The organism is Catenulispora yoronensis, assembly GCF_039531695.1.
Lineage (GTDB): Bacteria > Actinomycetota > Actinomycetes > Streptomycetales > Catenulisporaceae > Catenulispora > Catenulispora yoronensis.
On the sequence record NZ_BAAAQN010000007.1, the window covers coordinates 1 to 12,418 of the forward strand.

A 12,418-nucleotide genomic window follows, 5' to 3' on the forward strand; every position below is an offset into this window, starting at 1 on the left:
AGAAGGGCCGGGGTGTCGATCGCGTCGCGGGTCAGACCCGAGGCCGCAGTGCCCAGACCATCATGACTGACTGTCGCGTCGGCGGGCGTAGCCAATCGCGCCGCCCAGGCGGTGTCAAGGCTCGCATCAGCCAGGGCACGGCACCTGAAGGGTCGCCTTGATACCGCCTGGGCGGTGTGATTCCTTCAGGCGACGATGCGACGGAAAGACCGGAACCGAAACCGGAACCACCGACCAAGGCCGCGCCAACCCGCCCGGCCCCACTCTTTCCAGAGCGAGGCCCTCCCCGGAGGGGCCGCCGGAGGCGCAGTTGACCTTGACTGGCTCTTGAACTGGCCTTTGACCTTGGGTTTCCCCACCCCCGCAACAGCTCTCGGAGCCTGACCCCACCCCCACCCAACGACCGCCACCGACCAGTCAGCACCATGGCCGAAGGTCGTCAAAAAAGCCTTTCACCCCGCCTCCGGCCCATCGTGCCGCGCACTGCTCCGCCAATCGGCAACCCGCACCAAAGCCTCAAGAAAAGCAAGCCGAAACGGTCCAACATCAGCACGATCTCGCAGCGCCCGAGCCTGCGCCGACCACAATCCACCGCTCTCGGGCCGGAAGTCCGCTGTCCTCAGTTCCTGCGCCGGAAAGGTCTCGCCGCTCGACAACGTGACTGCCGGCGTCCGGTCGCCGTCGACGACACCCAGGATCGCCAGCGCCTCATCCTCATACGCTGTCGCTGAGATCCGCACCATGCCGTGGTGCGCGGCGGCCAGGTACGTCACAAGTTGATGATCAACCGACTCGCCATGCCAATGACCACCATGAGCCAGCATCAAAGCGCTGACCAACTCATGTCGAAAGTGCGGCCGCCGGGACCGACCAGTGCTGAACGGCGACTTCGACTTGGCGAGCAGCCCATCCGGCGCGTCGCCCCCACCGGCGCGCAACAACTCCTGGAACACCTCGTGGCACTTGCCGAGATCGTGATAGCGCGCCGCCAGAAAAACAGCTTCCTGATACCTCTCGGGCACATCCACGCCACCGACACCGCCCACCTCACCCGCACCACTCATCCCGCCCATCCCGCCCACCCCACCCATCTCACCCACACCACCCACCAGCGCCTCAACCAGCAACCGCGCCTCTTCCTCCGTCTCAGCAAGATGCTGATCAAGAGTGACCCACACAACACAGACATACCTCGGCGGCTCCGGACCCACCACCACCGGCTGAACCGGCTCAGCACTCTCCGGTGACCAACCCTCATCAGCCAGATAGCCGCCGCACCGCGCATCCAACAACATCACCACACCAGGCTTCAGATCCTCGGCCCTCGCACGACGCCACACATAGTCGCCACCCCCATCACCCGCAGCCCGCACCCAAGCCCGACCATCCAGCACCGAACCCAGCTCATCCAACGGAACGGGACACAACTCCTCACGCCCCGCCTCAGGCTCCTCCTCCGAAGGCCCGCCAGCCTCCCACTCCCGCCACGCAACCAACGCCATACGATCCGCGGGTTCGCAGACCCAACCAGCCACATCCAGATCCGAAGAATCAACAGCAGTGTCGAACAGCGCCAGCAGATCAGACTCATCCCACTCCCCAACCACCTCAACCGCCTCAACCCCTCCGACCTCCACCTCCACCGCCACCGCCACCTCGCGCTCGCCCTCCTCCCTCAGCAAAGTACGCGGCACAAAATCAATCGCTGCCTCCAACGCACGCGTCCCCACAACAATCCGATCGACCTCCCGCTCCCCCAACTCAGCCACCCGATCACGTCGATCAGCAGCACGAAAATAGGGATGAACGAGCACAACGTCCCGCTCCGGCGCACCCACCCGCAGCGCACGATAAAGCGCACGGGCCCGAGCCACCGACCCGACAACAACAGCAGTCTGAGTCCCCGCGACATGCGCAGCCACAACGTCCCGAGCCAGATCCCCAACCTCCCCAACACCCCCGACATCCCTAACATCCCTGACATCGCCAACAACATCCCCGACATCCACAACGCCCCCACCAGCCACAGCCTCACCCGACGACATCCACAGACTCGCGGTAGGCGCGACCGTACCCATCGCATCCCGCATCCGCTGCAACCGAACACTCGTCGCCAACCCAGGACCAAGCCGCTCCACACCATCAAAAACCCACTGCGCATCATTGTTCAGCAGGCCATACTCCACCGGCGCTATCCGCCGCGAGCCAGCAAAGCCACGCATCAGAGCCCTGCTCAACAACAGATCGTGCGTACCCACCAAGATCGCGGTCCGCTCCGGATGCCGCATCCAGCCACCACTCCGGACGGCTCCGGCCAGCAAATACACTCCAACCTCGTCGCCAACGCCAAGCCCAAACCCAGCCCCAGCCCCAAACCCCTCACCACCCTCCCACTCCGCCCCCCACTCCCCCAACCGCCGCAACCACCCCTCAATCCGCCCAACCGCCCGCTCCGGAAGGCTATGCGCCGGCAGCACATACACCAACCTCCGCGGCGTCGACTCCGGCGTACCAACCACCCGCCGAAAAAGCCAGGGCAACACACCGGCAGCAGTCGTGTCCGCCCCAGCAGCCATCCTCAACTCTGTGGGAAGACCCTGCGCCGCCATGGCAGCCTGCACGGCATCAGGAGCCCGGCCGGTCGCTGCATAGAAGAACTCTTCGAACCCGCCAGCCACCCCAGACTCCCTCCGCGTCCGCGACCCGACCCTAGCGCAGAATCCGACACCGTCTAACTGTCTAGTGGCCAACTACTAGGGCCCGTCTGATGTTGTGATCTGATGGGCCGATCGGGTCGCTGATCATGCTGGGGCTAGTAGAACGCTGATGTGACGCGGCGTGAGCTGGACGATGATGAGTGGGGCTTGATCGGGCCGTTTTTGCCGATCGGGCGGTTCGGTCCGTATCCGCAGCGGTTGCGTGAGCAGTTCGAGGGCGTGATCTGGCGGTTCCGTACCGGAGGCCAGTGGTGGGAGATGCCGGCCGAGTTTGGCCGGTGGCAGACGGTGTACGACGCGTTCGCCCGGTGGCGCCAGGCGGGGGTGTTCGCGGCGCTGATGGACGGGATGATCGCCGAGGCCGCGGCGCGGGGGCAGGTGGACTTGTCGCTGGTCAGCGTGGATTCCATGGTGGCCCGCGCACATCAGGACGCGGCCGGGATGGTGGTGGATCCGGCGGTGCTGACGGCGCTGGAGCAGGCCGCGGCAGCCGAAAAGGGGCGGGCGGTACCGGACAACCGCGCTGACCGGCGATGAGCAGGCGCTGCAGGCTGAACAGGACGAGCGTCGGCGCGTGCGACGGCGGCGCCGAGCCCGGCTGACGGCGGCGGCTCCGGGGCACTCACGCGGCGGCCTGACCTGCAAGGTTCGCCTGGCCGCCGACCAGCGCTGTCGTCCGTTGGCGTTTCTGCTCACGCTCGGGCAGGCCGCCGACAGCCCGCGGTTCGTCGCCGTACTGGAGCAGGTCAAGGTGCGCGGCCCGATCGGACGCCCCCGCACCCGCCCCGGTGCCGTCGCCGCCGAACAGTACCGGGACCGCAACACCGTGGAGCGCTGCATCAACAAGATCAAAGCATGGTGCGGCCTGGCCACCCGATACGACAAGACACCCGACAGCTACATGGCGGGGCTCCAGCTACGCGGATCGCTGATCTGGATCCGCAGCCTCCGCCCCGCCACATGACCACAACCACAGACAGGCCCTAGCCGCATCCCAGTAATCAGCTGACACAGCTGACGCGTCTGGCGCAGCTGACGGCCTAAGACAACGCCCCTTCCCACCACGCCGAGCCAAGCATCACTCCCCCAAAACCCCAATCTCCTTACGAAAAACCACAACCTCAGCACTGAACCCCATCCGCTCCTCATAAAACGGCACAGACATCGGATTGTTCGCCTCAGTCTCCAACAACACAACCTCCGCCCCCCGCTCACGCCCCCACTCCTCAGCAGCCCGCATCAACGCCGAGCCAACACCAGCCCGTCGATGCGACCCCGCAACGCCCAGGTTGTCGATATGCAGCCGTCGCCGACCCAAATCAGTCTGGACCTGCCGCACAGCGGTCTCACTCGGCTCATGAAGCACAGCAGTCAGCGTCCCGATCACAACACCGTCGACCTCCGCGACCAACGACAACAGCTCCTGACTGTCCTGATAAAAAGCCATCCGCTCATCAAGCCACTCCGCCAAGCCCTCTGCGGTCGGCACCTGGAACGTATGCGGATTCATCTCCGAATACAGAGCGCCGAGTTCTCGCCAAAGGTGGGCACAAGCCTCGCCATCACCTGGGCGAGACCTTCTGATCGAGACGTCAGTCATTCATCAAGACTGCCGCACCGCTCACACCGAACGCGACCTCACTAACCCGGCCAGCACTGGATCCCAAGCTTGACCCAGCCCTCACCAGCACCAGCTCCGCCGCCGCCCGAAATCCGTCAGTCAAGCCAGACAATGACCGCATCGCCACCGGCAGCCGCAGCACGAAAGAAGACCGCGAGCCGACCGTAGTAATCCCTGGCCCACTCCAACTCGCCGCGCTGCTCCCAGCCCATCGGGTAGACCTTCGCCTCGGCCAACTCGCCAACCTCGACCCCGCGAAGCAGATCGTCATAGGACACGCGCTCCAACTCCAACGCCGCCGCCCGCACGCGCTCCACCGACAGGAACCGTGGCGGCCCGTAACCCCAGTCCTCGTCCTCGGCGAACTGCTCCTCGCCATGCACCACGTCGACCGGAAACCCGAACCGGCGCAGCAGAAACCCCAGCAAGTTCCAGGTCTTATAAGTGCTGAAGTGCCTGGCATCCGCCGCGGTCGGCGCATCATCCTCCTGGGCGTCCATCACCAACTCCGCCAACTCCAGCGCCCACTCCGGATCCCTCACCGCCCTGTCCAGCTCGGACGGCGTCACCCTCAAGTACTCCCCGATCATGCTCACGGCGCCCACCATAGACATCGGCGGCGACAAGCCGGGACGACAGCCCTACCTCACACCCTCACCACCATATTCACCGGCATCGACATCAGCGGACTGATCCGCACCTGCGTCCCCGGATGCGGCGCGTGGATGATCTTCCCGTCCCCCACATACATCCCAATATGATTCCGCCCCGAGTAGTAGATCACCAGGTCACCTGGCTGGATGTCGGACAGTGGCACCCGCTGGCCCGCCTCCGCCTGCTCCGACGACGTCCGCGGCAGCTCGACGCCGGCCTGACGCCACACCCGTTGAATCAGACCGCTGCAATCGAACGCGTCGGGGCCCTCGGCGCCGAACACGTACGGCTTCCCAAGGTCCGCGTAAGCCGCCGCGATCGCAGTGCGTGCCCGGGACGACGCCGGCAGGGCCGGGTGCGCCAGCGTCGCCGGATCGACGCTCTCGCCGGTGAACCCGCTGCTGTCCGGTCCCAAGTCCGCGGCCGCGACGGCACGGCGCTGCGAGGCCGACAGGGTGCCGAGGAGGGCCTGCGCCCGGCGGAGCTGGTCGTTGACCGCTTGGCGGCTCCGGGACGCGGTGTCGCGGGTGCGGCTCAGGTCGGCGAGTTGGTCGGCGGCGGCGCTTTGGAGTTCGATCAGGCGGCGCTGGCTCTCCACCGCCTCGGCGATCCGGCCGCGCTGCTCGTCGCTGAGGCGGGCCGCCATGGCGGCGTTGCCGAGGAAGGTGTCCGGGTGGTCGGCGAGCATCAGGGCCAGGCGCTGGTCGACGCCGCCGGCGCGGTACTGGTCGGCGGCGATGGCTCCCAGGGCGGAGCGCTGGTGGACGTAGTCGGCGCCGACCTGTTGGAGCTCCGATTCGGAGTGTTGGACGGCGATCGTCAGGTGCGCCGCCTGCTCCTGTGCCGCGTCGTAGGCCTGCGTCAGCTCGGAGGCCTGGCGGTAGAGCGCGGCGATCTGGGCCTTCACGGTCGCGGTCTCGCGGCCGTCGGGGGCCGGGCCCGGCTTCCGGGGCGCCGGGACGGCCGCCGCCGTGGCGACGACGCCCGCGGCCGCCGCGACGGCGGTCAGCGCGGCCACCGCGACCGTGCGCCCGCGCGCCGACAGCGCCGGACGGGCACAGGAGGATCGGCTCCGCTTCGTACTGTGATGCGCCATTCTGTGGTGACCTCCGCATCCGGGCACACCCGGCGATATCGGCAGAACAGCGCACGAACCTAGTCCGGCCGGACCGTCCCCGGCAAGACTCCGACACTCGAATAGACGATTAGGCGAACGACCGGACGTCCGGGTACTGATCCCCACCTGCGGCGACGCGACGCACGACCGCAAACGGTCGCAAACCACTGCAAACGACCGCACTCGGCCTCACTCGGCCTCACACGGCCTCACTCGGCCGCGCACAGCAACCCGACACAACGCCGAACAGCACCCCGGCCAGCGCTCCGGACAGCAGAGTCGCCGGCGCTACGCGCGGCCCAGCCCGGCACCCAGCCCAACGCCCTGGAAACGCCCTAAAAACCCCCTAGAACCGCGCCATCCGATTCAACAACATCGAAGCCGGCACCGGCCGCGCCCCCGACCGCCGCACCCCCTCCGCGACCTCCCGGTCCGAGGACACCACCACCACCGGCCGCCCGGCCGGCTCCGCGGCCACCAGCCGGCGGATCAGCTCGTCGGCGATCTCCCCCGGCGCCGAGAACAGCACGCGCACGCCCCGCGGCTGCGTCAGCCGCACCGGGCCGTCCAGCGCCGCGCCGTCGAACACGCACGTGACCTCGGCCCCGGTGCGCGCCGCCAGCGCCGCCAGGCCGCCCACCAGCCGGACCCGCTGCTCGGCCAGCGACAGCGTCGGGTAGCCGCTCTTGGTGACGTTGTAGCCGTCCACCACCAGGTGCACCATCGGCAGCGTCAGCAGCTGGTCCAGCAGCGCCGGGTCGTCCTTGGCCCGGCCCTGCATCGACATGTCGGAGGGGGCCAGCGTGTCCGGCGCGGAGGCGGCGACGGTGTCGGCCGGCCGGTCCTGGGTCGGGGGCAGCGCCAGCTCGCGCTCCAGACCCTTCACGGACCCGGCCAGCGTGTCCAGCAGCAGCCGCAGCCGCATGTCGCCCTCGGAGCGCCCGGAGCGGGCCGAGCGGCGGGCGGCGTCCAGCGCCGACTCGGCGGCCGCCAGGCGGGTCCGCAGCCGCCGTACCTCGGCCTCCCCGGCCGAGGCCGCGGAGCCGGACGCCGAGCGCTCCGCCTCCAGCGCCGCCTCGGCGGAGCGGGCCGCGGCCAGCGCGCGCCGCATGTCGGCCTCCAGCTGCCGGACCTTGCGCCGCAGCTGGTCGCCCTCGCGACGGGCCTCGTCCTGGACCACGCGCAGGGCGTCGGAGGCCTGCCGCGCCACCTCGCGCAGCTCGGCCACCTCGGCGTTGAGCCGCGCCACCTCGCTCTCGGCGGCCTCCCCGGCGGCGGTCCGCGCGCCCTGGGCGACCGCGTCCAGCGCGTCCTTGACGATCCCGGTCCAGCCCTGCGGGCGCAGCAGGTAGGCGACGGCGGCGATCTCGTGCGGGTCGGCGGCGGCCGGCACCACGCCGGCGAACAGCGATTCGGACAGGTCCGGGGCGGTGTCGCGGACCCGCTCGGCGACCCGGGCACGGAAGGCCCCGTCGCTCTCCAGGGCGGCGGCCATCGGGATCGCGGCGGCCTTGGCGCGCTTCGCCGGGGCGAACTTGGCGAACGGCTTCAGGGGCGCCGGGATCTCGGCCGCCGGCAGCTTGCCGAGGGCATCGGAGGCGATCTCGACCACGCGCTGGCGGACGGAGTCGGGCAGGGTCACGGTCAGGCGTTCGCCTTCCGCTGCACTCACCTGCCCCACTCCCTTTGTCCGACGTTCACCTTGCACATCTGTCGACGGCACCGGCCGACACCATCCGCCCGCGGCATCCGCCGGCACCCGCCGGCGCCACCGACCGCCACCGACCGGCACCGACCGGCACCAACCGGCACCGACCAGCACCGACCAGCACCGACCAGCACCACCGACAACGCCCGCCGACGCGGTACCGATACCGATACCCGGACCCGCGCACACGCCGACACCGATCCGGGTCCCGGTTCGGCACCGATTCGGCACCGATTCCGATCTCGATCCGCCGACCCTATCGGCCCGAGCTCAGCCCGGCGCGCCAAGGACCCGCTTCCTAACTCAAAGGTAGGCCCTCGGAGCCGCGTTTCGGATCTCCGGATTCGGATCTCCCTCGCGCGCCGCTGTGAGCCATCGCGGCGCGCCATGGGCCATGATGCAACAGTGGTGATCCCGATTCACGACAAGAACCCGGTCTCCCGGGCCCCCGTCGTCACCTACGGTCTGATCATCGCGAACGTCGTGGTGTTCCTCCTGGGGCCCATCGCCTTCGCCGGCCCGGACCCCGACGCCGGCCGCAAGGCCAGGGAGAACGCGTACCTCTACCACTACGGCGCGATCCCGTCGCAGCTGCTCGGCGGCGCGCACGGCGGCCACGGCGCGCCGGTGTGGCCGGCCTTCACGGCGATATTCGTCCACGCGGGGTGGATCCACCTGCTGGGCAACATGCTGTTCCTGTACATCTTCGGCAACAACGTCGAGGACCAGTTCGGCCGGGTGCACTATCTGCTTTTCTACATCGTGGGCGGCGCGCTGAGCACCTACGCCTTCGCGTGGGCCAATCCGACCGCCAACGCGCCCCTGGTGGGCGCCTCCGGGGCGATCGCGGCCGTGCTGGGCGCTTACGCCTTCCTGTTCCCGCAGGCCCGTGTGACGCTGCTCCTGCCGTTTCTGTGGTTCCTGCCGCTGCGGGTGCCGGCCTGGCTGGTGCTCGGGTTCTGGTTCGTCATGCAGCTGCCCGAGTTCCAGCAGACGATCGGCGTCTCCAGCTCCAGCGACGTGGCCTACTACGCGCACGTCTCCGGGTTCGTCCTGGGGTTGGTGTACGCGGCGCTGGTGATCGGCCGGGGCCGCGGTCCCGACGATCCGCTGCGGCTGCGGCAAAAGGCGGAGTCGGAGGGTTCCGGGACGCCCCCGCTGGCCCCGGACTACCGGTCCGCCGATCCGGACGATCCCTACGGCCAATACCATCGCTAAATCGTCGCGCGAGAAGGAGTTCCTGTGATCACAGCCATCGTTCTGATCAAGACGGATGTCGACGCCATCCCCGAGGTCGCCGAGAAGATCTCGCAGCTGGCCGGGGTGAGTGAGGTCTACTCGGTGACCGGCGAGTACGACCTGATCGCCATGGTGCGGGTGCGCGAGCACGAGCAGCTGGCCGACGTGATCCCGGGCGGCGTGAACAAGGTGGCCGGGGTGAGCCACACGGTGACCCATGTGTCGTTCCGCACATACAGCGCCCTGGACCTGGAGGCGGCCTTCTCGCTGGGCCTGGACTGAACCGGCCGGGCCTGCGCCGGGCCCCGCCCCACACCCGGGCCCCCACACACGCCGAGCCCCGCTTCCGGAATCCGGAAGCGGGGCTTATGACGCCACGTCATTGTGTCTGTGCAGTTGGTGACCTTCTCGGCCTGGACTCAGGCGTCGGGGTCCTCGTCGATCAGGAAGCCGCGCATCGGGGACGGCTGGGACGGCACCGAGGGCTGGCCCAGGCCGTTGCCCGCGCCCATGAACGGCGGCTGCTGGCCGCCCATCGGGGGCGGCGGCGGCATCTGCGGCCGGATCGGGGCCATGGTCTGGGTCAGCGCGGCGGCGTTGGAGCCGGCGCCCTGCGACTGGTAGGAGCCGGTGGAGCCCAGGCCCTGGCCGTTCATCCCGGCCGGGGCCGGCGGCGCCATCTGCGACATGCCGGCCGGCAGCGAGGCCTGCATCGGCATCTGCGGGGCCGGCGGCGGCGGGGGCGGCGGGGTCAGGCCGGAGGCGCCGAGCTGCGGACGCGGCGCGGAGCCGGCCAGGTCGTCGCCGCCGGAGGCCTCCAGCTGGCGCATCTGGCCGTCGAGGTAGCTCTTGAGCCGCTGGCGGTACTCGCGCTCGAAGGCGCGCAGGTCGTCGACCTTGCGCTCCAGGGCGGCGCGGGCGGTCTCCAGCGAGCCCATCGCCACGCGGTGCTTCTCCTGCGCGTCGCGCTCCAGGGCGTCGGCCTTGCCGCGGGCCTCGCGCTCCAGGCCGTCGGCCCGGCTGCGGGCCTCGCCGACGATCTTGTTGGCCTCGTTGCGGGCCTCGGCGATCGCCTGGTCGGCGGTCTGCTGCGCCAGCGCCAGGACGCGCGCCGCGGAGTCCCCGCCGGGGGCCTGGAACTGCGGCGCCTGGGGCACCGGCAGCGGAGCCGGCAACGGCGCCGGGAGCGGAGCCGGAACCGGGGCGGGCGCGGGTATCGGGGTCGGCTCCCGCCGCATCGGCACGGGCGCGGCCGCCGCCGAGGCCGCGGCCCGGGTCGCGGCGGCCAGCTTGGCGCGCAGCTCCTCGTTCTCGCGGATCAAGCGGGTCAGCTCGGCCTCGACCTCGTCGAGGAAGGCGTCCACCTCTTCCTCGTCGTAGCCCTCACGCAGGCGTACGGTCGTGAACTGCTTGTTGTGGACGTCCTCGGGAGTCAACGGCATCTTTCATTCACCTCAGGCGTGGCGTGGTCGTCGGCATTCGCACAGACATTACCCGGTCACAGCGTAGCCGCGACCCGGATCAGCAGTAAGACGATGATCCCCAGGATCATGAACGCCACGTCAAACCCCATCCCGCCGAGCCGGAGCGGCGGGATGTAACGCCGCAGCAGCTTCAGGGGAGGATCCGTGACCGTGTACGCCGTCTCCACGACGACCAGCATGACACCCCGCGGCTCCCATGACCGGGCGAATACCAAAACCCAGCCGATGATCAGGCGGACGATCATGCACAGCGCGAAAAGGTAGAGCACCCACAGGAGCAACGCCCCCACAACGCTCATAGCGCTCTCCCCTTCCCACCTTCATCCGGCGCCCCGCCGCGTGCGGTGTCGTCACCATCCGCGGGACGCCGGAGGACCCGAAGTACTCGCCTCGCGGCGTCAGCTCTGGTTGAAGAACCCGCCCTCGGCGATCCGGGCCTTGTCCTCGGCCGTCACGTCGACATTAGCAGGCGACAGCAGGAACACCTTCTGAGTCACCCGCTCCATGTTGCCGCGCAGGCCGAAGATCAGGCCGGCCGCGAAGTCCACCAGGCGCTTGGCGTCGGCGTCCTCCATCTCGGTGAGGTTCATGATCACCGGCACCCCCTCGCGGAAGTGCTCGCCGATCGTGCGGGCCTCGTTGTAGGTCCGCGGGTGCAGCGTGGTGATGCGGTAGGACGCTTCGCGGTCCGCCGACCGGTCCATCGGGACGCTGTACATCACCGGTCCACCTCTCTCGGCTCGGTCGGCTCGCGGGGACCGCTCGGAGCGGTCCGGCATCACCGTCACGTTGGAAGGCGCCGCGAACGCGCGGCGGTCGTTCTGCGCGACGACGAGCGCACCGGCGGACGTGTCCTCCGGCTCGCGGCGGGGCTCGACCGGCGCCGCCGCGGCGTGCTCGGTCTGCTCCGGCTCGTACTCGTCCTCGTAGTCGTCGTAGTACCGCTCGTCCTCGAACCGCTGTTCGTCAGTGAGCCCGAGGTAGACCGCTGCTCTGCGCATCATGCCGGCCATGGTGTTCGCCTCCGGACTGGGCCTGTTACGGCTGTCTTGCATCTGTCAACGTAAATAGGTGCCGCGGAGGTTTCCCGATCGCGGTCGATGAGTGTGCGAGGCGTGCGGTCTTCGTCGTATCCGATGTTCGATAGATGCGACGTTACCGGAATCACGGTCTGATACCGAGTATCGCGCTGCCGATGCGCACGTGTGTCGCGCCCGCCGCCACCGCTTCCGCCAGATCCCCACTCATCCCCGCCGAGATCATGGTGGCTGATGGGTGTGCTGATCGCAAGCTCGTTGCGAGCTCGCCCAGCCGCGCGAAAGCCCGTCCCGGATCCTCGCCCAGCGGCGCGACCGCCATGAGTCCGCCCAGCGTGAGCCCGGGGGCCCCGGCGATCGCCTCGGCCAGCGGGAGGACCTCGTGCGGGAGGGCGCCGCCGCGCGCGGTATTCGCTTCCACGGGCTCTGCGTTACCCAGGTCGACCTGCACCAAACAAGTCAACTCTTTGTCATATCGCAAAGCGCTTTTGGAAAGTGCGGAGACCAGTCGCGCGCGGTCCACGGAATGCACGAAATCCGCGTACGCGGCGACGGATCCGGCCTTGTTGGTCTGCAACTGTCCGATGAAATGCCAGCGCAGGCCCAGGCCCGCCGTCGCCTCGGCCTTCGGGGCGGCCTCCTGGTCGCGGTTCTCGCCCACGTCCAGCACGCCCAGCTCGGCCAGGATCCGGACGTCGGAGGCCGGATAGGTCTTGGTCACCGCGATCAGGGTCACCTCGGACGGGTCGCGATCGGCCTTGCGCGCGGCCGCCGCGATGTCCTCGCGGACCACGGCCAGATTCGAGCGGATCTGCTCCAGCCGGCTCTGCTCGCCCATGGT

The 12,418-nt window shown here is 69.1% G+C and carries 11 protein-coding genes and 1 pseudogene; 3 read left to right on the forward strand and 9 right to left on the reverse strand.

Translation table 11 applies throughout. The features are described 5' to 3' along the window. Positions 1–452: 452 nt before the first annotated feature. Entirely contained in the window at positions 453–2,288 is a 1,836-nt protein-coding gene (locus ABD481_RS07895) for a CRISPR-associated endonuclease Cas3'' (RefSeq protein ID WP_344664888.1), read from the reverse strand. Positions 2,289–2,828: 540 nt separating this feature from the next. Here ABD481_RS07895 and ABD481_RS07900 point away from each other — a divergent pair. After that, positions 2,829–3,681 (forward strand): annotated as a pseudogene (locus ABD481_RS07900) (transposase). Between the two features lie 114 nt (positions 3,682–3,795). On the opposite strand, the gene ABD481_RS07905 reads toward ABD481_RS07900, so the two are convergent. The 4 genes from ABD481_RS07905 to ABD481_RS07920 form a co-directional block, all read right to left on the reverse strand. Next, complete coding sequence (locus ABD481_RS07905; RefSeq protein ID WP_344664889.1) at positions 3,796–4,317, reverse strand: GNAT family N-acetyltransferase; 522 nt, start codon at positions 4,315–4,317, stop codon at positions 3,796–3,798. 116 nt (positions 4,318–4,433) lie between these two features. Then, positions 4,434–4,928, reverse strand: a complete 495-nt coding sequence (locus tag ABD481_RS07910; protein ID WP_344665096.1) for a YfbM family protein — start codon at positions 4,926–4,928, stop codon at positions 4,434–4,436. Between the two features lie 56 nt (positions 4,929–4,984). Then, positions 4,985–6,088, reverse strand: coding sequence for a C40 family peptidase (locus ABD481_RS07915; protein ID WP_344664890.1), 1,104 nt, complete (start codon positions 6,086–6,088; stop codon positions 4,985–4,987). A 367-nt stretch (positions 6,089–6,455) separates the two neighbouring features. Then, a complete protein-coding gene (locus ABD481_RS07920; protein ID WP_344664891.1) occupies positions 6,456–7,781 on the reverse strand; it encodes an NYN domain-containing protein in 1,326 nt (441 codons plus the stop codon). 441 nt (positions 7,782–8,222) lie between these two features. Between ABD481_RS07920 and ABD481_RS07925 the strand changes: the two genes are divergently transcribed. Together ABD481_RS07925 and ABD481_RS07930 are read left to right on the forward strand one after the other, a co-directional pair. Further along, a complete protein-coding gene (locus ABD481_RS07925; RefSeq protein WP_344664892.1) occupies positions 8,223–9,035 on the forward strand; it encodes a rhomboid family intramembrane serine protease in 813 nt (270 codons plus the stop codon). Positions 9,036–9,059: 24 nt separating this feature from the next. Continuing rightward, positions 9,060–9,338: an Lrp/AsnC family transcriptional regulator gene (locus ABD481_RS07930; protein ID WP_344664893.1), complete on the forward strand. Its 279-nt coding sequence runs from the start codon at positions 9,060–9,062 to the stop codon at positions 9,336–9,338. A 137-nt stretch (positions 9,339–9,475) separates the two neighbouring features. Here ABD481_RS07930 and ABD481_RS07935 read toward each other — a convergent pair whose 3' ends face one another. The 4 genes from ABD481_RS07935 to ABD481_RS07950 all read right to left on the reverse strand — a co-directional run bounded on the left by ABD481_RS07935 (position 9,476) and on the right by ABD481_RS07950 (position 12,415). After that, positions 9,476–10,498, reverse strand: a complete 1,023-nt coding sequence (locus tag ABD481_RS07935) for a DivIVA domain-containing protein (RefSeq protein WP_344664894.1) — start codon at positions 10,496–10,498, stop codon at positions 9,476–9,478. Positions 10,499–10,554: 56 nt separating this feature from the next. Next, positions 10,555–10,839 (reverse strand): YggT family protein, encoded by a 285-nt coding sequence (locus ABD481_RS07940; RefSeq protein WP_344664895.1) that lies wholly within the window; start codon positions 10,837–10,839, stop codon positions 10,555–10,557. 99 nt (positions 10,840–10,938) lie between these two features. Beyond that, positions 10,939–11,553, reverse strand: coding sequence for a cell division protein SepF (locus ABD481_RS07945; protein WP_344664896.1), 615 nt, complete (start codon positions 11,551–11,553; stop codon positions 10,939–10,941). Between the two features lie 151 nt (positions 11,554–11,704). Next, positions 11,705–12,415, reverse strand: a complete 711-nt coding sequence (locus ABD481_RS07950) for a YggS family pyridoxal phosphate-dependent enzyme (protein ID WP_344664897.1) — start codon at positions 12,413–12,415, stop codon at positions 11,705–11,707. Positions 12,416–12,418 lie beyond the last annotated feature (3 nt).

Excerpts from the sequence above, each read along its gene's own strand:
- ABD481_RS07895 (WP_344664888.1), bottom strand. The coding sequence starts at position 2,288 with ATGCGGCATCCGGAGCGGACCGCGATCTTGGTGGGTACGCACGATCTG.
- ABD481_RS07905 (WP_344664889.1), bottom strand. The coding sequence starts at position 4,317 with ATGACTGACGTCTCGATCAGAAGGTCTCGCCCAGGTGATGGCGAGGCT.
- ABD481_RS07910 (WP_344665096.1), bottom strand. The coding sequence starts at position 4,928 with ATGATCGGGGAGTACTTGAGGGTGACGCCGTCCGAGCTGGACAGGGCG.
- ABD481_RS07915 (WP_344664890.1), bottom strand. The coding sequence starts at position 6,088 with ATGGCGCATCACAGTACGAAGCGGAGCCGATCCTCCTGTGCCCGTCCG.
- ABD481_RS07935 (WP_344664894.1), bottom strand. The coding sequence starts at position 10,498 with ATGCCGTTGACTCCCGAGGACGTCCACAACAAGCAGTTCACGACCGTA.
- ABD481_RS07940 (WP_344664895.1), bottom strand. The coding sequence starts at position 10,839 with ATGAGCGTTGTGGGGGCGTTGCTCCTGTGGGTGCTCTACCTTTTCGCG.
- ABD481_RS07945 (WP_344664896.1), bottom strand. The coding sequence starts at position 11,553 with ATGGCCGGCATGATGCGCAGAGCAGCGGTCTACCTCGGGCTCACTGAC.
- ABD481_RS07950 (WP_344664897.1), bottom strand. The coding sequence starts at position 12,415 with ATGGGCGAGCAGAGCCGGCTGGAGCAGATCCGCTCGAATCTGGCCGTG.